Source organism: Nostoc sp. CHAB 5836, assembly GCF_020829445.1.
Lineage (GTDB): Bacteria > Cyanobacteriota > Cyanobacteriia > Cyanobacteriales > Nostocaceae > Nostoc.
This window is the reverse complement of sequence record NZ_JAIVFV010000023.1, coordinates 1-20,351: the sequence shown is the minus strand read 5'-3', so window position 1 is coordinate 20,351 and position 20,351 is coordinate 1. Positions and strand designations below refer to the sequence as shown.

The window sequence follows — 20,351 nt, the reverse complement described above, 5'->3', positions numbered from 1 at the left end:
ACCTTGCAAGTTTTTTGTCCAAAGTCCAAATAAGTAAGTCGGCATAATAAAACCAAACTGTGTAAAGAAAAGTAAACAAGGCTCAAACTGTCTTTCACCCTGCTCCCTGCTCCCTGCCCCCTGCCTTATCCCAACGATAATTATTTACGCCGACCTACTTACTTAAATCCTATTGCATAGTTAGCTTGTGAATAAACACATCAATTATTGTCAAACCTAGTCGAAGGCCTTAACACAAGTAATTTCTTATGCTTACGCTTATTCTTATTCTTAAGGGTAGTCAAATAATTATCAACGTAGCGAAAAGCAGCAGCACAGTCGTAGTCAGCAATGGCTATAGCTTGCAAAAAAATTTTTGGAGGAATTTCAAACCCTAAAAATTTTTCTGTTAAGATTAACAAATCTTGATCTGTAGCCGCAAAAGTAGTTTCTTCTGCGCCTTCTGAATCAAAAAATATATCTTCAATTAATACTTTATACACTTTGTACCTCCCCGAAAGCATAAGATGCAAAGCCTGTGATAAAGTTTAGCTGCTGATCACGAGTTTGTAAGTTAATAGGGAGTTCAGTACCAGGACATCCTATCTCTCGTAAAATCTCCAAACAATAATTACTAAGTTGAGTGTATGGAGATTGCTCCAATTCTTGAGCTACTTCTAGAGCCATCTCCAGATTGACTTGAATAACGGTCTTTACAGGGTTGGTCATAAACACGCCCTAATAAACTGGATGCTCTAAGTTTTAATCACAAGCAGAAATAGCGTAACAGTGTTTTTGCGGAATTTATGAAGAGGGGAAATTGAACTATCAGAGCATTTGCGGTAATCTATCGGAGTTATGCAAACGAGGCTGAAAACTAGGCAATTTCGACCTTGGTGCGATCGCTAACGCTGTCCTAACGTAATTAAGTTTTGCAACAGGTATGTAGATCAGGACAAAGGCATCTCAACTAGAATAATCCTTTAATAGTAGGGATTTCAGCGTTTCATTATCCAACATGGCTTTCAGAAATGCCGTGCGATCGCCCAGGGATGTAGACTGTTGTTCGGCGAACGTCCTTCTACCTCATTAGACCTCTTGCATAAATCAAACAATTTGAACCCCAAAGAGCCAAAGCTACACTTTGTCTCCCCTCCCGAAGAGCGCAAAGCAGGGTGGTTTCATACAAGCAGAGAAAAACAACAACTGGGTTTCAAAGCCTCTCCCCGTTTCGGGGAGAAGAATGGAAGTGGGGTAAAAAGCCATGCCACTTTCACGAGAAATCAAGACTTATGTATTTTTCTTTCTTCGGATGAAACCACGCTGCCTCCCGAAGAGCGCAAAGGGGTGTTAGGGACTTTTGCAAGAGGTCTATTAATTACATATTTCTTTAACAACAGATATATTTCAGTCATAAATTGATAAGTCATTTTTTGTAGTATACTGATACTACAGGGTTCAAATGCATTTATTTGAACTGCAAAACTATAAAGGTATACACTATGTCGATTATTGTTGGTACTCCTAACAATGGTTTTTTGTCGGGCACTGGTATTGACGATCAGGTTTTTGGTAATGGAGACGATGATATATTTAATATCAGTGGAGTTGATGGCAGTATTGAGAAGGCAGTCTTCAGTAAATTAAATAAAAGCACTACCCTATTAGATCTAGGGACAAAAGTTCAAACTATCTTTGACAATGCCATCAATACAGATACAAATGAGAGTGTTAAGGGCAATGGCAAAAGAAACCAATTATTTGGTACTGATGGCGATGACATCATTGATGGTACTGATGGCAATGACACTATTGATGGTAGAGGTGGCAATGACAAGTTGTCAGGTGGTAAAGGCAATGACACATTTCAGGGCAGTCAGGGTGACGACAACATCAATGGCGGAGATGGTCTTGATACCGCAGACTACAGCAAACTAGGTCAAAGCATCAACTTCTTAGCCGTAGGGACAGTTGATAAAGGCAAATTAGGCAAAGACCAACTCTTCAAAGTAGAAACGGTTATTGTTGATGCTAGTGTTACTGACAACACCATAGATACCTCCCAATCTTTGCCTGGGGTATCTGTCACCGCCGACCTGGAAGCCCAAACTATCTCTGCTAATAATGTTCCCAAATATGGGACATTAACATTTAATATAATTAACTTTGATAATGTTATCGGCACAAATGAAAGTGACATCATTGTTGGCGATAAGCAAAGTAACCAATTATTTGGTAATGACGGCAATGATCGATTCAAGGGTAGTCAAGGTAACGACAACATTGATGGTGGAAAGGGCATTGATACCGCAGACTACAGTAACTTGGGTCAAAGCATCACCCTCTCAGGTGTAGGGACAATTGAAAAAGCTGGCGGGTTTGGAAAAGACCAACTCTTGAAAGTAGAAACGATTATTGCTGATGCTAGTGTTGCCAACAACACTATAGATGGGTCTCAATCTTTACCTGGAGTATCTGCCATAGTTGACCTGCAAGCCCAAACTATCTCTGCCAATAATGTTCCCAAATATGGAAAATTGCCATTTACAATAATCAACTTTGATAATATCATCGGCACAAATGCCAATGACATCCTTGCTGGCGACGACCAAAGTAACCAATTATTCGGCAATGATGGCGATGACACTATTGATGGTAGAGGTGACAATGACACCATTGACGGTGGAGGCGGTAGTGACAACTTAGTGGGTGGTGCAGGTGATGACACCTTCAAGGGTAGTCAGGGTAAGGACAGCATCGATGGCGGAGATGGCTTTGATACAGCAGATTATAGCAAACTAGGTAAAGCCATTACCCTCTCAGGTGTAGGGACAATTACCAAAGCTGATGGATTTGGGACAGACCAAGTTTTTAAAGTAGAAACAGTTATTGCTGATGCTAGTGTTACCAACAATACTATAGATACGTCCCAATCGCTTCCTGGTATATATATCACCGCTAACCTACAAACCAAAAGTATCTCTGCCAATAATGTTCCCAAATATGGGACATTGCCATTTACGATCATCAACTTTGATAATGTTATCGGTACAAATGAAAGTGACAGCATCACTGGGGACAGCCAAAATAACCAATTAGTTGGTAATGATGGTGATGACTCTATCATTGGTGGACAAGGTGACGATATTCTCATTGGTGGCTTTGGTGCAGATAAGTTTATTTTCAACAGTTTTAAAGAGGGTGTTGACACCATTAAAGATTACAAGTTGGGTCAGAACGACCTAATCGAAGTTTCTAAAGTAGGGTTTGGTACTACTAGCATTAACGACTTTTCTTACGATGCCTTTAGCGGAAAATTATCTTTCTTAGGAAACCAATTCGCCTTCGTTGAAAATCTTTCATCTAATTTGAATATTAAATTGGTATGAAACTAATGTTTTTCACATTGGTATAAACATGAGCAACTGTGTTTGTAAGAACGGGCTGAAGTTGTATTGCATAAATGCTATTAGACTGGTATAAGTATTATTTTTGTAGATTTTATCCAGCCATCAAAAAGTTTTTGCAACACAACTGTTGAACACGGCAGTCGTTTCAACTATCTCCACTAGCAGGGCTATTTCATTCTCATCTAGCCCGCCTCAGAATCAATTCTGAGTCTAATAGCGAAAGTCGTCTAAAGACGACTGAGAAAAGGTTATAGTCCAATACACTTGGGTTAAGCATTTCCTCCTTCTCCTTCTCTCTGTGTTCTCTGCGCCTGGAGTGCTAGCCTGCGGCAAGCCGCAACTCTTACCAGACGCACTCGCGTTTGCGTCTACGTAAAAAAAAGAGTTTCAGCCCTTAAGTCAACCGTATTGGGTTATAGTCCCTTAAAACGCGGATTTTAGCTATTAGCCAGGAACTTCAGTTTCGGGTGGTTTATGTCTAGGCTGAAATATAGGACTCATATTTGATTTTTGAAAATATACGTAGGGTGTGTTAGCGCAGAAAGTACGGCACCATTCTTAAGGGTTTGGTGCGTTACGCGAAACGCTAACGCACCCTACAAATACTAATTTTGTTCAAAAATCAAACCGGATTCCTATAGCCCTGGCTACGTAAGTTTCAATACTGCGTAGGTTTTTAATATTTGTAGATTGGGTTGAGCCTTTGCGTTACCCAACAAACCCAGCTCTTCGGTTGGGTTTCGTTCCTCAACCCAACCTACACATTTTTTATTTTTTTGCCAAAACCTACGCAGTATTGGTATAAGTTCCACATAATAATTATTCTCTCTCACCAAATTCAAGTCAATGTCATACAAAGAATTAGAAAATATCATAGACACTAAGATACAAAAAGCTATACGGAAGCACGAAATCATAGTTTCTTTAATTAGTAGTATTATTGGCTTAATTTTTATAGTGGGTTTGTTCCACAGTATTTGGCTCAATCACACTCAAATTCATACATTTTGCTTTAACTGATTACTAGTACAGGGCGGCGGAAATAAGCAGACCATTAAAAACTACGAGAATTTGATTGATTGCAAGGCTTAAAAATCGTATGCGTATTTACGCCACACGGTACTAAGTAGATCGGCGCAATTAAAGCTAACTGGCTAAGGCTGTCATTTGTCATTTGTCATTTGTCCTTCGTCATTTACGAGGGTTTTAAGCCTATTTACGTTTCGTAACATATTTAGGTTTTTTCGCGCAAACTTACTTAGTTGCATTCAATGGGTTTTTATGATCAAGTTGTTTATGATGTTCATCAAATTAATCCCAGTTACACATATTTTTTCTAAAAAGGAATTGCACCTATGGAGAGTAAAAATAATGGCAAGGCTATATTCGTCTTATTTTTGACTGTATTTATAGACTTGCTTGGTTTCGGAATTATCCTACCGATACTGCCTTTGTATGCTGAACAATTCGGCGCAAAACCTAATGAAGCGACTCTACTTGTAGCTATTTATTCTTTAATGCAGTTCTTATTTGCACCATTATGGGGCAGATTTAGCGATCGCTACGGTCGCCGTCCAATTTTATTACTTACTTTATTCGGTTCTGTAATTGCATACGCAGGGTTAGGCTTTGCTAACTCATTGGGGATTTTGTTTATTGCTCGTAGTCTTGCGGGCATTATGGCAGGGAATATTGCTACCGCTCAGGCGTACATAGCAGATATTACCACGCCAGCTAATCGATCTCGTGGTATGGGTGTAATCGGAGCAGCTTTTGGTCTTGGTTTCATTCTTGGCCCAGCCATTGGAGGTCTTCTGATTGGGTCAGATCAGAACAACGCTAACTTCCATCTACCGTCGTTGTTCGCAGCCGGATTATCTTTATTAGCATTTATTTGTGCTTTGATATTACTTCCAGAATCTCTCAATTCTGAGACTAAAGCCAAAATTCAAGTTCATCGCCACCGTCAGCGACGGCTGAACTTGGTACAACTGTCACAACGTCCACAGTTTTGTGTGCTTGTTAGCATCTACTTTTTTGTTACCTTTGCTGTTGCAGCTATGGACTCTACATTGGCTTTATGGTCTAAGCAGCAATTGAACTGGGGCCCTCAACACACTAGTTATCTTTTTGCCTTCATGGGGATTGTCAGCACAATCATTCAAGGAGGACTCATCGGATTCCTCAAGAAACAATTGGGTGAAATAAAGTTACTTATCTTGGGGATATTAGGATTAGGTTCAGGATTACTGCTAATCGGATTCTCACAAAGCTTAATTTTATTGTTGATTGCCGCCGCGCTTGTGGCATGGGGAATTAGTGTTACCCAGCCTATATTAAACAGTCTAATTTCCCAGATGACAGCTCCAGAAGAACAAGGACAAATATTAGGAATTGCCAGTTCTTGCTCTGCGTTGGCACGCATCGGGGGGCCAACGTGGGCAGGGGTTAGTTTTGTGAAGTTTGGCAGTTATGCTCCTTTTTTGAGTGGATTTATCGTAATGTTGATAGCTTTAACTCTGAGTTTGCGAGTGACTAAAAACGTATCTGAACCAAACACAGAACGTGTCGCTTGAAATTCTAATTTTTAGAGGATGTTTTAAATCGGTTAAGAGGTTGTTTGAAAAGTGGTTAGCTTGAAGGTCGTGAAACCCAACAAACCCGGCAATATGTTGGGTTGAAGAATGAAACCCAACCTACACATTTTTATTTTTTAACCTTAACCGAGCAGTATTGAACACCAAGTGTATTGCCTTTTAATTACGAATTACGAATTAATATGACAGGTCGCCGAGCATTATTTTTAGGCATCTTTGTAAGCATTCTGCTCACCTACGCAATTTGGCTAGGTGGGAGCATTCCTGCAAGCATCATCAAACTTCCTGACCAAGGATTAAATTGGTACTATTGGAAGCTTCCCAGCCCGACCTTTTGGAGTCGAGCGACGGCTTGGGGTATGTACCTTGGGCATCAGTTTAGCATCTGGGCGTGTATCTTGTGGGCGCAGCGATCGCAGTTAAAATACAAATCAGCGTTGCACCCGATTAATTACCTCATGCTTGCCATTAATGGTGCATTTATCGCTTTACACTTTCTCCAAACCTATATTTGGTACGATGCTCTAGCTCAAGATACTTCAATTTGGGCTTCTCAAGGTGCAGTTGTACTCCTACTGGTGTTCGTACTGATTTTGGAAACGCCTCGACGCGGTTTGTTTTTTGGCAATTCTGTTCCATTCCATCAACAGTTTTTGCAAATTATCAAGCTGTACCACGGCTACTTTTTCTCCTTCGCCGCTATCTACACTTTTTGGTATCATCCAATGGAAGCGACTGTGGGGCACTTAATTGGTTTCCTCTATATGTTCTTGCTTCTGCTCCAATCGTCGTTGATATTTAACCGTAGTCATGTAAACCGTTGGTGGACATTCACTTTAGAAATTACGGTGCTTTTACATAGTGTTGTTGTATCGGTAATGCTAGGACAAAGCAAGTGGCCAACATTTCTCTTTGGTTTTCTTGGCATTCTGGTGCTTACTCAGCTTCACGGTCTACCTGTAGGTATCTTGACTAAACGTACAATCTACGGAGCCTTTTTAGTAAGTGTACTGGCCGTTTATGCACTGACTGAGCGCGGCTTGGGCAGAATTTACGAAGTAACCTATATCCCTTTGATTGAGTTTGGGCTGGTTGGCGCAATTTACTTAATCTTCTTGCTCATCTTATGGACAATTTCTCGTTTGCCTATTAAGACGTAATATATACTGCACAGGGATATAAACTGACGTGAGTTTGACAAGTCTTATTTGACCTCTCCCCCAGCCCCTCTCCGAAGCGGAGAGGGGAGCAAAAAGCTTAATTTTTCGTTGCTCCTCCCTTTCCGTTTCGGAGAGGGAGGCTGGGAGGGAGAGGTTCATCGAATTCACGTTAAACTGCATTCGTTCACAACCTTCGCAATCAATAGGGTTTAGTTAAGGGTTATTGGTGTAGATGATTCCAACTAAAAGCAAAACTAAAGCCACTGTCTGGGTGGTAGAAAAAGATCAGATACGGCCTCGTTTAGACCAACTCACCACCGAGGAACCTTTAGAAATTCGCCTTGTTCCTCTCCAGAAGACGGTAGCTGTAACAATGCGGACACCTGGAGCAGATTTTGAACTAGCTGCTGGTTTCCTTTACAGTGAAGGAGTCGTTAACCGCAGAGAAGATATCCGACGTATCAGCTATTGCGTAGATGAATTAGTAGATGGTGAGCAGCGCCATAATATCGTCAATATAGAACTGCGGGATGGGTTGATTCCAGACTTACAGCCTTTAGAGCGTCATTTCTACACTAGTAGCGCCTGTGGGGTGTGTGGTAAAGCTAGCCTTGAAGCCTTGCGTCTGCGCGGATGTCCAGTAATTCCTTCTGGGCCAACGGTAACACCTGAGATCATTTATAGTTTACCAGACAAGCTCCGGGCTGCTCAAGGTATCTTCACTGCTACTGGGGGTTTGCACGCTGCGGCTATCTTTGATGCTCAAGGACAACTCTTAAATCTGCAAGAAGATGTTGGGCGACACAATGCTTTGGATAAATTGATTGGTACAGCTTTGCTCAGTGACGAGTTGCCTTTAAATAATTGTATTATCCTGGTCAGTGGACGCTCTAGTTTTGAGATTTTACAAAAGTCTACAACTGCTGGAGTTCCCATTGTCTGTTCTGTTTCTGCTCCCAGTAGTTTGGCGGTGTCTGTCGCCAAGGAATTCGGGATTACTTTAATTGGATTCCTGCGCGGACAACAGTTCAATATTTACACTGGTTTACAAAGAATAAACGCAAGCTAAACAACAAATCCAGCAAACAAAACAAGCCCAACATTTTGCGTAAGTCTTGTCTGATTTAAATTGCTGCCAAAATTCATTTGTAAAATAAAGATGTACTAATAACTGAGGAAGCGTAAACCCATCATGCTAAAGTACGATCCATTGGCTTGTTTGCCCTCATCTGAGGAGCTACCTGACTCTGACGATACGCCAGTGGATAATGAATTACAAGATTTGATTCCCGGTTTACTCAAGGCGCTTTTGGCGATCGCTTGGCCAGAACGGATGGATTGGTTTTTTGGGGTAGATATGGGTATTTATTATGACCCCAACTTACCGCCAATAGTACCAGATGGTTTTTTGAGTCTGGGGGTAGAGCGATTTTATGATGAAAACCTCCGTCCCAGTTATGTGCTTTGGGAAGAGAGAAGAGTACCAGTATTAGCCCTAGAAGTAGTATCTCAAAAATATCGTGGTGAGTACTCTACTAAAAAAGCAGAGTACGGAAAACTAGGGATTTTATATTATGTAGTTTACAATCCATTTCGTCGGCGAAAGCCACCTTTAGAAGTATACAAATTAATTAATGGTGATTACACTGCATTAGCAGATGGTAATCCCCTTTGGCTACCAGAGATTGGTTTAGGAATTGGTATGGAACGGGGAACTTATCTCGGCATTCCTCGCCAGTGGTTGTATTGGTATAACCAGCAAGGGGAAAAGCTTTTAACACCCGAAGAAAACGCACAACTTGCTCAACAGCAAACTCAGCAAGCTAAACAAGATGCACAACTTGCTAAACAAGATGCACAACTTGCTAAACAAGATGCACAGCAAGCACGACAACGTGCTGAATTATTAGCAGAACGGTTGCGAACGCTCGGCATAGATCCTGATTCTCTGATTTAAATTGCTGCCAAAATTCATTTGTAAACTGTATATTCTGCATTGAATTGGCGATAAGCTTCACGCACAGACACAGAAACGATTGCAAAATTATTTACTTAGTGTTGTACTAATTGTCTAAAATAAGGCAACAAACCCAAACCTGAAAACCCAGATTAAATCTGACTTTCAAAAATTACGAATTACTTTCTTTGTGCCGAGCGAAGTCGAGGTAAGTAGGTTGGCGCAAATAAAGCTAACTGGCTAAGGCTGTCATTTGTCCTTTGTCATTGGTCATTAGTAAAGGTTTTAAGCTTATTTACGTTTCGTAACATACTTGAATTTTTTCGCACCAACGTACTTATTACGAATTAATATGTCTCTTGCTCCTTGGAGAAGTGCGATCGCTCATTCCCTCTATCGCAACCTTAGCCTTGTTTATGCCCGTTACGTGCAACTAGCAACGGTACAAGCGAATGGTCGCCCCGCTAATCGTACCCTAGTCTTTCGGGGCTTTCTGGAAGATACAAACCAGTTAAAATTGATCACCGATACTCGTAGCGCCAAAACCCACCAGATACAGCAACAACCTTGGGCAGAAATTTGCTGGTACTTCCCCAATACACGAGAACAATTCCGCATCAGTGGTTGTTTGACCCTGGTTAGCAGTGATGATTCTGACCAGGATTTACAGCCAGCCCGAATCGCAATGTGGCAAGAATTAAGTGATGCGGCGCGTTTACAGTTTGCTTGGCCCCATCCTGGTAAACCCAGAATCCAAGAAGCAGGAGCCTTTGAGCCACCACCACCCGATTCTATTGAGCCAGTACCTAATTTTTGTCTACTGCTACTCGATCCGGTGCAGGTAGACCATTTAGAATTACGCGGCGAACCACAAAATAGAAGGTTTTATCGCCGCGATCAAAATCAAGAGTGGTTTTGTGAAGAAATTAATCCTTGAACTGGCACATTTGGGATGCTCCCTTCCGAAGAACTTGTTTACCCATCAATTTCAACTTGACAGACTACTAGAAGAATTATTATTATCTTCTAGCGATGTAAATGAGTTTTGCTGCGTGGCTGTTGTGTCATTGGCCTAGATTTGTCGCAGTTAAACAGAATTACACAGAAGTGCAGATTACCTTCTTCAAATACCTGCACCATCTAGAAACTGCTGTATTGCCTTATCTTTAAGGCTGCACACCGGAGCATCTTGGGATAAATCAGCTTGGTTAGAAGCTACACAACTTACCAACACAGGAGTTTTTGCAGAAGAGTTGGTGCGCACAAGAGTTTGTATTTGTTGTTCGAGCGCCTCAATCCGGTCTACTAAAGCACGAATTACTTGAGCTTCCGAATCTGGTAAGTTATTGTGTTCAAGAGGTGAAACCCGGACTCCAGAACGATACATGATGCGCCCAGGCACTCCTACCACAGTACAGTCTGAAGGCACATCCCTTAGAACAACAGACCCGGCGCCAATACGGACATTATTGCCAATTTCGATATTGCCCAGTACCTTCGCTCCAGCTCCGACTACGACGTTTTCACCCACAGTAGGATGACGCTTGCCACATTCTTTACCAGTTCCCCCAAGTGTGACACCTTGATAAATTAGGGCATAGTCTCCGACGATCGCAGTTTCACCAATTACTACACCCATACCGTGGTCAATAAACACACTTTGCCCAATTACTGCACCTGGGTGAATTTCAATTCCAGTTAAAAACCGAGCCAAGTGAGAAATCAGGCGGGGAATAAAGGGAAGACCGAGAGTATACAACCAGTGAGCCAGCCTATGGAATAGCAGGGCTTGCAAACCAGGGTAACAAAATAAGACTTCCAACCAGTTACGGGCAGCTGGGTCACGTTCAAATATGATACGAAAGTCAGCACGCAGTATAGATAGCACGAGATAGCACCCTCGGAAAGCACAACAAGCTACTCTCCCATATTATCCTCTCAAGTGTTACACGTAAAAATTGCGAATAGGACATTGGGTATGGGGCATGAATTTTTCCCAACTCCCAACTCCTAACTCCCAACTCCTAACTCCCAACTCCCAACTCACTACTGCTCCACTTTCAGAGTATAGTCACGCTTAACCCCAGAATTAAATGTACCTACCCAAATCCGATAAGTGCCACTTTTCCAGTTGCGATCGCTAACGCTAGCATCTTTTATTTTGGCAGTGTCATCGCCGCAGCGAATTGTCTTCTGATCTGGGCCTTGAATGAGCAAAGTGGTGTCGTTATTGTTGCTATCGACTTGGATTGTTAGCTCGGAAAAGTCCTTTTCCAAAACCATAATGTGATCTGGATTGGGATCAGCAAAGCCAATACAGGCTTTTTGCTCGCGATCGCGGTTACTGATGGCAGACAATGAGTAAGAACCGCCTGTAAAGCCCTGCACTGTTACTTGTGCTGAATTCAAGTTTGTTGATAAATTGAAAGTGCCAAAATTTGCTGTCTCTGCTATTACAGGGGTTGCTGTGATGGTCGTAAGTATAGCCAACATCCAGCCGCAGTGAAACTGAAGTCGGGGGCGACAGTATTTCATAGTAGCCCTCCAACAGGCTTTTAAAGTAGTAATGATATATACATATTCTAGTTAAAAAAATCTAGTGAAATTTCAGGTGGTTGTGCCACATTAGAATGTGCCACAAGTCATGCCTTTGAAAAACAGACATAGAACTGTACAGACGTATCCGTACTACGTCTGTCATTGGTCATTAGTCATTGGTCATTGGCATTAGACGTCTGGTGAAAAAGAATTGTTTTGACGTAGCACTGCTACGTCTCTACAAGGGTTCGGGGTAACGCATATTTAATTTCACCAGATGTCTATTGGTCATTGGTCATTAATAAGGGTTTTAAGCTTATTGACGTTTCGTAATATACTTAGGTTTTTTCACACCAACGTACTTACACAAGCAAAGTACACCTTTTGTTCGTAACGCTGTTCGCGTTCGTGGACTAATCAAAATCAAGGGTTTTTAACCTGCGGAGGCAGGTTTTGCCTGTGTAGCCGCGATTTCTAATCGCCGACGCAAGTAATAAATTAGACTTTTCAAACAACCTCTTAAATGCCCAGAAATTAATTGGGACAATTTATTCTTTGCTGGAAGGAAGGTATTTCATTATTAAATTAAATATTCTTGCCTAGAAATAACTATAGGACTACTATTTGATTTCTGAACAGATACGTAGGGTGCGTTAGCGTTTCGCGTAACGCACCGAATCCTTAAGAATGGTGCGTTACGCTGTCGCTAACGCACCCTACAAATACTTAATGTTGTTCAAAAATCAAACCGGATTCCTATAGTTCCAGGGCAATTGCTCTATCTATGTATTTTTCGGAAATAGTCGTGACCTAATTGTGAAATCTATTTTCATAAATCTGGTAATTAAGTTTACTGAAACTAGACATGACAACCCTTGGTGCTTTCACTTATTGTGTTAATTAAGCAAGGGGTTGAAGGAAAACAACAGTAACAATCAACTCCCAGCGTTCATTAAATATAAACATTCCAATTCTCGGAGAAAAATCATGCAAGTTCTAGAAAATAACACCTTATTCACCGAAGTTTCTGCTGAACAATCTTCCGTTGTTAGTGGTGGTAAAAAAGGCAAGAAAGGAAATGATTTCCATTTCAATCTTGATGCTTACCTATTCGTTATAGGTGCTGGTATGGTATATGGCGTCCCTGGACTTAGTGCAGATGAAACCTATTATGCTTGGGAAAGTGCAATCAGTTTATAATCGGTTTATCTAGAAGATTTGCCTGAAATTTGATGGACATATTCCACACTTTTTCAGGCATATCTAAGAGCGATCGCTTCCGTTGGTATCGCTTATGCTTGTGATGGAAAGCCCCAAGAAAGTAGCCTGAAACTCTTATGATCAGCTTGACTTTCATTCATTTTTCGAGCAACTGAACTTGGTTGATATTTTCAATAGCCATATAACGCCATATAGCTATTGAAAATATACTTAATTTGCAACTGCATAGTTTATATAGGACTAGTTAGCGCAGAAAGTACGGCACCACACGCTTGGAATGGTGCGTTACGCTTTGCTAACGCACCCTACATGACTACTGAGATTTTTTCATAAATCAAATATGATTCCTATAAGTAAGTTGGCGCGAAAAAACATAAATATGTTAAAAAACGTAAATAGGCTTAAAACCCTTGTGAATGACGAAGGACAAATGACAAATGACAGCCTTAGCCAGTTAGCTTTAATTGCGCCGACCTACTTGTATGCATTTATTTGGTGGATAAATTTTGATTAAATACTCAATTTTTAATTATTTATTTCGTGTAGTTTTTAAGGATAAAACAGTGATTAAATCACATATATTTAGCAAAAGTAGCTATGGAGAAGTGCAAGAAGTAGACAATTTCATATGTAGAGTAGCCTCTGTCTACAAAACGGCAGACTTACCAAAAGAGATATACAGAAAAAGGCTCTTAAACAAAATTTTTAAGACTAAAATTTTAACAAGTTGTTTTTTAAGTATATTCTTAAGTATAATTCAGACTGCACTAGCTGGGTATCAACCACCCAAAGATCAAAAACCCCCTACTGGGCATTCCGACTCATCGGGTGTAAGAGGAGGATGCAAAATAAACAGTGGGCGATCTCTAATAATACTTGCTCCTGATACTCACATAGAACGAATCAATTCTTTTGCATGGTTTGTAACTGATCACCAGCCTGTAGTGAGACAATTCAACCTCTATGGATTTGATATCTCAGACACTAATAATCTCTTTTTTGAAGCCAATATTCATCCCGGAGGGGATATACACTATATTGTCAAAAATGAAGTAATATTAAAAAATTATTTTTAAGTACCTCCTTTTGAAGATAACAGGTATGAACTTAAGTTTTAGTTTTTTAAATAAGTTAGTCCTAGTTCCCTCTTCAGCAAAAAAATTAAAACAGAAGAATAAACTACACGATTACAGCCAAAAAATTTGGGGAAGTGACTACATATTTGAGCCGACAAATGAAGGTATGATCGCTTACATGACTGGAATAGGTAAAGGCATTAGAGCTAGCGATCGCATTATTCTACGACAAGGCTGCGAATCTTATGAATATCAAATTGAGGAAATTGATTACTACTCCGATCCGCCTGATATGTGGATAGCTTTACTCAAGCAAGTAGTTTGATGGCGATCGCAGTTACTACAAATATGCCCACAGGTTATCTTTTCGCTTTCTATTTTTACCGATTTCCGTAGACAAATTAAAACAGCAACTGCTACATAAAGCATAGGTAATTTTCACGAGGTAAGAAAGTGCAGAATGTAAAAAAATTCTTTTACCTTCTGCACTTTGAACTTTTATGAAAATCTCACGAATTATGGACAGGACTTACGCAAAATAATGTATGACTTACGCAAAGGCAACGGAAAACGAACCACAGAGGACGCAGAGTTCACGGAGGAATGAGAGTTTGAGAGGGTTTTTGCGTAAGTCCTATAATGAAAAAACGAACCGCAACCGTAAAGGAATAAGAGTTTCAGAGAGTTATTGCGTAAGTCCTAATGGAGTTGGAAGAAAACGCCGCCTTTAAGCGATCGCCTGTCAGTTCCATAACTACTGACTGTGAGCGATCGCAGATTGTTAAAAAATGGTTTACCTAAAACTTCCACTAGCTTGAGAATTGGTACTTGACGCTCTAAAAAATTCCGGCTCTTTGTCCAATCAAGATATACATAGCCTTGGTTTGGTAGGGGAATTGCAGCGATACTATCTTGGAAATTGGGATTGTCAATTATGGAATTATCCTTCGCTGTAAGAATTTCATCCATAGTTTCTAAATCAGAGGTGAAAACTTCGTAATTTCCTAAAGTTGTATGCAACCCCCGCACTTTTGTTTCAATGCTAAAAGATGCTCTATCTTTGGCATCACTTTTTTTGGTCGCCGTGGTTAACTCCGTCCAAGCAGAGATTTTTTGCTGATCTATACTTAGGGGATTGATGCTGAGTCCGTTAGATGAGGCGATCGCATCCAAATGAGCAACGCCTTGTTCTACATCCTCGGATTTTTCCACCACAAAAATCCAATGGGGGGTTGTTTGGTCTTTCTCAGGTAACAACGCTATGGCATATTCTCCTTGTACCCAGCTAAAAATATCCTCTGGTAAGTTTATACCCCAATCTTTTTGAACATCCGCCAAAGGTTTTGCTAACCGAGAAACCACATCTTCCCCAGAACCATATAGAGTTGCTGTTGCTTGTCTCCAGAGTTTAGTTAAATCACTGTCACCCAAATTACTCAAATTAGAGCCGGAAATTGCCAAACCTGCGGACGCTGGAATATATTGCAATGCTCCCACAGGTTTAGATAGTGGTGCAGATGGAGGGGTAATTTCCGATGAAGTCAAAAAGGTGGTTTCTGCCAGTAATCCTTTAGAGTTTAACGCCAAGGATATGATTTGGCTGTTATAAAGCTGTTCTGGTAACTCTAACCCTTGCCATTTTGCCACGATGGGAAGATTCAAGAAAGCTACAGCTAAACTCCCTTTGGGGATTTCTTTGGTAGCTTTTTGGTATTCGGGGGAACTAGTCAAATTCAAATCGGGCGCTTGGACATTATTGATCGCATCTCGTAGTACTTTCGGATCGTTGGCAAATAAGACAAAGCCTTTACCGACAACAGCACCTGCAAGGGAGTCTTGTTCAGGTTGAGAATTGTCAGAAATCAATTTTACGCCTTTATATTGTTCAACAGCTAAGTTTGCTCCAGCTAACGCCCGTTTGGAAAACAACAGCTCGACAAACTCGCGGCTTTTTTCCGGTTGTTTGGTGGCTAGCGCCAACAGATACCCTGGCTGCTGTCCGTTTTCTTGATCGCGATCAATATCTAAAGTCGTGATCGCTAATGTAATTTCGTCCCCTAACCAGGGTTGAACGTCTTGTTTGTAATCTATGCCACTCTTGGCGAATAAACTGGTTTTGAGTTTAGATAGTTCCTCTTCCCGCTCCAACGCCTGCAAACGGTCAGGATTTGTCAGCAATGAAACCATTACAGGCGAAAGTTTCGACACGAAGATGGTTGCACCAGGCTGTCCGGTAGAAGCAATGAGGTTAAGCGGACTTTTAGCAAAAAACCAGTAAAAGCTGGCGATCGCAATTACTAGTAGAGCGATCGCCCCAGCTACGATAAAACCGATAGATGAACGTTGCCTATTCACATTAAACCTATTAAAAAACACAATTTACAGCCATTTAAGCAGAAAGCTTACCAGAATTAATCAGCCCTCTTGAGAATGGATGCTCATGCCAAGGCACAAATTTTCTGTCACCATAAATAGTGTTAGGACTGTTTACAAAAACCTCATGACAGGGAACTCATGAACCAAATTAGTGTACAAGAACTGGCGCAACGTCTTTCTTCTAGTGATTCAAGTATTCAACTAGTAGATGTGCGTGAACCAGAAGAATTGGCGATCGCTAGCATTGAGGGCTTTGTCAACCTACCTTTAAGTCAATTTGCCGAATGGGGAGATCAAGTACCGACCCTCTTCAATCCCCAAGGCGAAACCCTTGTGCTATGCCACCACGGCATTCGCTCTGCCCAAATGTGCCAGTGGTTGATTGCTCAAGGTTTTACAAACGTGCAAAATATTTCGGGTGGTATTGATGCTTACTCTCTACTAGTAGACCCTTCAATTCCCCAATATTAGCCTTTGCTCAGGTGGAACTCACTCTTCCATCTGGCTTTTGCTATGCTAGATATAGCAGTACATCACTTTCGGGGTTTTGGTGGAAAGCTTGGGATTTGGGTGTCAGGTACATCTGCACGAAACTTTTCGACTTGCCCAAATCTACAGTTCAGTATTAGCCATCCCAAAAAAATACGTATCTAGTAATACTGTTGCAAGTGCAAGTTTGTGCAAAAGTACGCTTAGAAAGAAGCATATCAAGGGTACATTATAACTAGCAGCTTTTGCGAAAAAAGTTGAGCTACTTTTCCAAGTCTACTGTTAAAAAATGCTTTATGTATATAAACTTTAAAAATACTTATCACAATATAGTTGTATAATTTGCTATCTTAATCAATTATTAATATTCTTTCTCTGTTTTCGATTAAATCCAGAAGTTTTGTCAGAGTTTGATTAAAATTTGCCTTCAGCAAAACATACCATAATGGAAGTTCAGTTAACAAATCGACAACAGCATATACTTTGGGCAACGGTACGTCACTACATTGCTACAGCAGAACCTGTTGGTTCAAAGGCTTTAGTCGAGGAGTACGACCTGGGTGTAAGCTCGGCGACAATTCGCAATGTCATGGGCGTTTTAGAAAAGTCTGGATTACTCTACCAACCACACCCTTCTGCTGGACGTGTACCTTCAGATTCAGGCTATCGCATTTATGTTGACCAGCTAATTACACCTTCTCTGTGTTCGCGCAGCGTGTCGCAGACAGACGCTACGCGTAGCTTGCTTCCACGTTCGCGCAGCGTCCCGCAGGGAAGTGGTACAGAAAGTTTAGGGCGAGAAGTAGAAGTAGCACTGCAAAAGCGTCTCCAGTGGGAAGATCGCAGTTTAGAAACTCTACTACAAGGAGCCGCACAAATTTTAGCAACCTTAAGTGGTTGCATTAGCTTGATCACCATGCCGCAAACGACTACAGCACTATTGCGACATCTGCAATTAGTGCAAATTGAAGCCGGAAGGATCATGCTGATTGTGGTCACTGATGGTTACGAGACACATTCTAAATTGATGGATTTGTCGCCAACACCAGAAGAAACACGACGGGATTCAGAGATAATTGATCGCGAGTTACAGATTGTTTCTAACTTTTTGAATAGTCACTTGCGGGGGCGAAGTCTGTTGGAATTAGCCTACCTCAACTGGAGCGAACTAGATCAAAAGTTCCAACGTTACGGGGAATTCTTGAAAAACTCAGTTGCCGAATTGACTCGTCGCACTCTTGCACCCACTGCAACCCAAATTATGGTTCGGGGTGTGTCAGAAGTTTTGCGCCAGCCAGAATTTTCGCAGTTACAGCAGGTACAAACGATTATCCACCTCTTGGAAGAAGAACAAGACCAACTGTGGAGATTAATATTTGAGGAGCCAGAACCGGAGGAAGGTGCTAAACCAAAGGTAACGGTTCGCATTGGCGCAGAAAATCCATTAGAACCGATACGTACCTGCACCTTGATTTCTTCCAACTATCGCCGAGGATCGATTCCTGTAGGAAGTGTGGGAGTTTTGGGGCCAACGCGCCTAGATTATGAAAGTGCGATCGCAGTAGTAGCCTCTGCTGCTGATTACCTCTCAGAAGCTTTCACTTATTTCAACCCTTAAATCCTATCAAGTAATATTTAAGCACAAGCCGCTACAGGTGTAGGCGAATCAACAATATAATAGCAAGCAGATAGCCCAATTTGTAGCGGCAAAATCAATAATTAATCCCAATACGCTTGGGTTAAGCCGTAAAAATAAATTTGCGTAGGTTGGGTTTCGTTCCTCAACCCAACCTACAATTATCCACAAAGCCAAGTGTATTGTAATTAATCCTACCTAAATCTTTCATGGTTAGAAAAATTGCCTTTGGCTTGCTCTGGCTGGGATTCACTGTCTATGCTTTTTTCCTCGCACCTCCTGAGCAACCCGCTACATTCGAGTTAATTAAAAACCTTTCTCTTGGCCAGTGGCAAGGCATTAACCCATTAGTAGTAGCACTATTCAACCTCATGGGTATCTGGGCTATTATTTACAGCGCAGTAGTCTTTATTGATGGCAGAGGGCAAAAAACACCTGCTTGGGTGTTTGCTACTGCCTCTTTCGCAGTTGGTGCTTTTGCCTTGTTGCCGTACTTAGCCCTTAGAGAACCAAATAATCAGTTTGTCGGTAAAAAGAATACCTTGCTCAAACTGCTAGATTCTCGTGTGACTGGTTTTGTGTTGACCGTAGCCACAGTTATTCTAGTTGCCTACGGTTTAAGAGGCGGAGATTGGGGCAGTTTTGTGCAAGAGTGGCAAACTAACCGCTTCATAAATGTGATGAGTTTAGATTTTTGCTTACTCTCCCTATTATTTCCCACATTGCTGGGGGATGATATGGCACGTCGTGGTTGGAAAAATCCGCAGTTTTTCTGGTTAATAGCCTTGATACCGCTATTGGGCCCATTAATTTATTTATCTGTGCGTCCGCCTTTGCCGGAAGTGGCTATAGAGTCCATATCCCAGCAGCCAGCATTTTCACAACCCAAAATCTAAGATTTAAAATCCAAAATAGTACTGCCCAAAGTCCCATTTTTCAGTAAATTGGGGATTTTCTGTGGGGTAATGATCCCAATGCAAGCTTAAATCTTTTCCCTCACCCCCAGCCCCTCTCCCATCTTTGGGAGAGGGGAGACATAATTCTAGTTCCCCGAATCCCATGTTTGGGATTGGGGGTTAGGGGATGAGGGCTATCAAGCAATACAGTTCAGTTAAGCATTTCTTTCTTCTCTTTGCGTCCTTGGCGTCCTTCTCCCTTGGCGCTAGCCTCTCCCTTTGGGAGAAGGGGAGACGCACTCGCGTTTGCGGTAGCCTGCGGCAAGCCGAAGCGTCTACGTAAAAAAAATTGACTTTGGCAAAGAGTTTTAGCCTTAACCCAAGTGTATTGGGCTATCAAGGTTTTTACACATTTGGGATGCTGCCTCTGTGGATATGTAAATCCCAAGAGAAAGTTTTTTCGGAAAGTACTTTACAAAACGCAATAAATTCTTTAAGATGTGTAACAGGTAGTCAAATCTACCTAAATTCATCTCCAAATAACCGCATTTATAAAACAATGACAACAACCTTACAACAGCGCTCAAGCGCCAACGTATGGGATCGATTCTGCGAATGGATCACCAGCACCAACAACCGGATTTACATCGGTTGGTTCGGGGTAGTGATGATCCCCACCTTGCTAGCGGCCACCGCTTGCTTCGTAATCGCCTTCATCGCCGCACCTCCAGTAGACATCGACGGGATCCGTGAACCAGTTGCAGGTTCGTTGATCTACGGAAACAACATCATCTCCGGTGCAGTAGTACCTTCCTCCAACGCCATCGGCTTGCACTTCTACCCAATTTGGGAAGCAGCATCTCTAGATGAGTGGTTGTACAACGGCGGCCCTTACCAATTGGTAATCTTCCACTTCCTGATTGGCGTATTCTGCTACTTAGGTCGGGAATGGGAACTATCCTACCGCTTAGGTATGCGCCCCTGGATTGCGATCGCCTATTCAGCGCCGGTTGCAG

At 41.6% G+C, this 20,351-nt stretch carries 19 protein-coding genes and 1 pseudogene; 14 read left to right on the top strand and 6 right to left on the bottom strand.

The features are described from left to right. Positions 1–200: 200 nt before the first annotated feature. Positions 201–482, bottom strand: a complete 282-nt coding sequence (locus tag LC605_RS07175) for a hypothetical protein (RefSeq protein WP_229546868.1) — start codon at positions 480–482, stop codon at positions 201–203. Continuing rightward, positions 475–708, bottom strand: a complete 234-nt coding sequence (locus LC605_RS07170; protein WP_229546867.1) for a hypothetical protein — start codon at positions 706–708, stop codon at positions 475–477. The genes LC605_RS07175 and LC605_RS07170 overlap by 8 nt, the downstream gene beginning before the upstream one ends. 773 nt (positions 709–1,481) lie before the next feature. Between LC605_RS07170 and LC605_RS07165 the strand changes: the two genes are divergently transcribed. The 6 genes from LC605_RS07165 to LC605_RS07140 all read left to right on the top strand — a co-directional run bounded on the left by LC605_RS07165 (position 1,482) and on the right by LC605_RS07140 (position 10,040). Continuing rightward, entirely contained in the window at positions 1,482–3,368 is a 1,887-nt protein-coding gene (locus tag LC605_RS07165; protein ID WP_229546866.1) for a calcium-binding protein, read from the top strand. 1,376 nt (positions 3,369–4,744) lie between these two features. Further along, positions 4,745–5,965 (top strand): MFS transporter, encoded by a 1,221-nt coding sequence (locus LC605_RS07160; RefSeq protein ID WP_229546865.1) that lies wholly within the window; start codon positions 4,745–4,747, stop codon positions 5,963–5,965. A 203-nt stretch (positions 5,966–6,168) separates the two neighbouring features. After that, positions 6,169–7,146 (top strand): hypothetical protein, encoded by a 978-nt coding sequence (locus LC605_RS07155; protein ID WP_229546864.1) that lies wholly within the window; start codon positions 6,169–6,171, stop codon positions 7,144–7,146. Between the two features lie 232 nt (positions 7,147–7,378). Next, the gene (gene fdhD, locus LC605_RS07150) at positions 7,379–8,215 is read left to right on the top strand and encodes a formate dehydrogenase accessory sulfurtransferase FdhD (RefSeq protein WP_229546863.1); all 837 of its coding nucleotides are present in this window, start codon (positions 7,379–7,381) and stop codon (positions 8,213–8,215) included. Between the two features lie 123 nt (positions 8,216–8,338). Further along, positions 8,339–9,103 (top strand): Uma2 family endonuclease, encoded by a 765-nt coding sequence (locus tag LC605_RS07145; protein WP_229546862.1) that lies wholly within the window; start codon positions 8,339–8,341, stop codon positions 9,101–9,103. A gap of 352 nt (positions 9,104–9,455) precedes the next feature. Next, positions 9,456–10,040: an Npun_F5749 family FMN-dependent PPOX-type flavoprotein gene (locus LC605_RS07140; RefSeq protein WP_229546861.1), complete on the top strand. Its 585-nt coding sequence runs from the start codon at positions 9,456–9,458 to the stop codon at positions 10,038–10,040. Between the two features lie 186 nt (positions 10,041–10,226). Here LC605_RS07140 and cysE read toward each other — a convergent pair whose 3' ends face one another. Both cysE and LC605_RS07130 read right to left on the bottom strand, forming a co-directional pair. Then, positions 10,227–10,991 (bottom strand): serine O-acetyltransferase, encoded by a 765-nt coding sequence (cysE, locus tag LC605_RS07135; protein WP_229546860.1) that lies wholly within the window; start codon positions 10,989–10,991, stop codon positions 10,227–10,229. Positions 10,992–11,149: 158 nt separating this feature from the next. Next, positions 11,150–11,638: a hypothetical protein gene (locus LC605_RS07130; protein ID WP_229546859.1), complete on the bottom strand. Its 489-nt coding sequence runs from the start codon at positions 11,636–11,638 to the stop codon at positions 11,150–11,152. A gap of 990 nt (positions 11,639–12,628) precedes the next feature. On the opposite strand from LC605_RS07130, the gene LC605_RS07125 reads away from it, so the two are divergent. Continuing rightward, positions 12,629–12,841, top strand: a complete 213-nt coding sequence (locus LC605_RS07125) for a hypothetical protein (RefSeq protein ID WP_229546858.1) — start codon at positions 12,629–12,631, stop codon at positions 12,839–12,841. On the opposite strand, the gene LC605_RS07120 is transcribed toward LC605_RS07125, so the two are convergent. Continuing rightward, complete coding sequence (locus LC605_RS07120) at positions 12,831–12,998, bottom strand: hypothetical protein (RefSeq protein WP_229546857.1); 168 nt, start codon at positions 12,996–12,998, stop codon at positions 12,831–12,833. The two genes, LC605_RS07125 and LC605_RS07120, sit on opposite strands and share 11 nt — an antisense overlap. A 243-nt stretch (positions 12,999–13,241) precedes the next feature. On the opposite strand from LC605_RS07120, the gene LC605_RS32835 reads away from it, so the two are divergent. The 3 genes from LC605_RS32835 to LC605_RS07110 are packed head-to-tail and all read left to right on the top strand — an operon-like array spanning position 13,242 to position 14,263. Then, positions 13,242–13,376 carry a hypothetical protein gene (locus LC605_RS32835; protein WP_267868446.1) on the top strand — a complete coding sequence of 45 codons (135 nt, stop codon included), beginning with the start codon at positions 13,242–13,244 and terminating at the stop codon, positions 13,374–13,376. Continuing rightward, the gene (locus LC605_RS07115) at positions 13,369–13,938 is read left to right on the top strand and encodes a hypothetical protein (RefSeq protein ID WP_229546856.1); all 570 of its coding nucleotides are present in this window, start codon (positions 13,369–13,371) and stop codon (positions 13,936–13,938) included. The genes LC605_RS32835 and LC605_RS07115 overlap by 8 nt, the downstream gene beginning before the upstream one ends. Positions 13,939–13,963: 25 nt before the next feature. Next, on the top strand, positions 13,964–14,263 hold the full coding sequence (locus tag LC605_RS07110) for a hypothetical protein (protein ID WP_229546855.1): 300 nt from the start codon (positions 13,964–13,966) through the stop codon (positions 14,261–14,263). Positions 14,264–14,637: 374 nt separating this feature from the next. Here LC605_RS07110 and LC605_RS07105 read toward each other — a convergent pair whose 3' ends face one another. Continuing rightward, on the bottom strand, positions 14,638–16,293 hold the full coding sequence (locus LC605_RS07105; protein ID WP_229546854.1) for a DUF3352 domain-containing protein: 1,656 nt from the start codon (positions 16,291–16,293) through the stop codon (positions 14,638–14,640). Between the two features lie 159 nt (positions 16,294–16,452). Here LC605_RS07105 and LC605_RS07100 point away from each other — a divergent pair, with 159 nt between their 5' ends. The 4 genes and pseudogenes from LC605_RS07100 to LC605_RS07085 all read left to right on the top strand — a co-directional run. Then, positions 16,453–16,785 carry a rhodanese-like domain-containing protein gene (locus LC605_RS07100; protein WP_229546853.1) on the top strand — a complete coding sequence of 111 codons (333 nt, stop codon included), beginning with the start codon at positions 16,453–16,455 and terminating at the stop codon, positions 16,783–16,785. A gap of 463 nt (positions 16,786–17,248) precedes the next feature. Continuing rightward, positions 17,249–18,421, top strand: coding sequence for a heat-inducible transcriptional repressor HrcA (locus LC605_RS07095; RefSeq protein WP_229546852.1), 1,173 nt, complete (start codon positions 17,249–17,251; stop codon positions 18,419–18,421). A gap of 227 nt (positions 18,422–18,648) precedes the next feature. Continuing rightward, a complete protein-coding gene (locus LC605_RS07090) occupies positions 18,649–19,335 on the top strand; it encodes a DUF2834 domain-containing protein (RefSeq protein ID WP_229546851.1) in 687 nt (228 codons plus the stop codon). A 559-nt stretch (positions 19,336–19,894) separates the two neighbouring features. Then, positions 19,895–20,351 (top strand): annotated as a pseudogene (locus tag LC605_RS07085) (photosystem II q(b) protein); the annotation flags it as partial.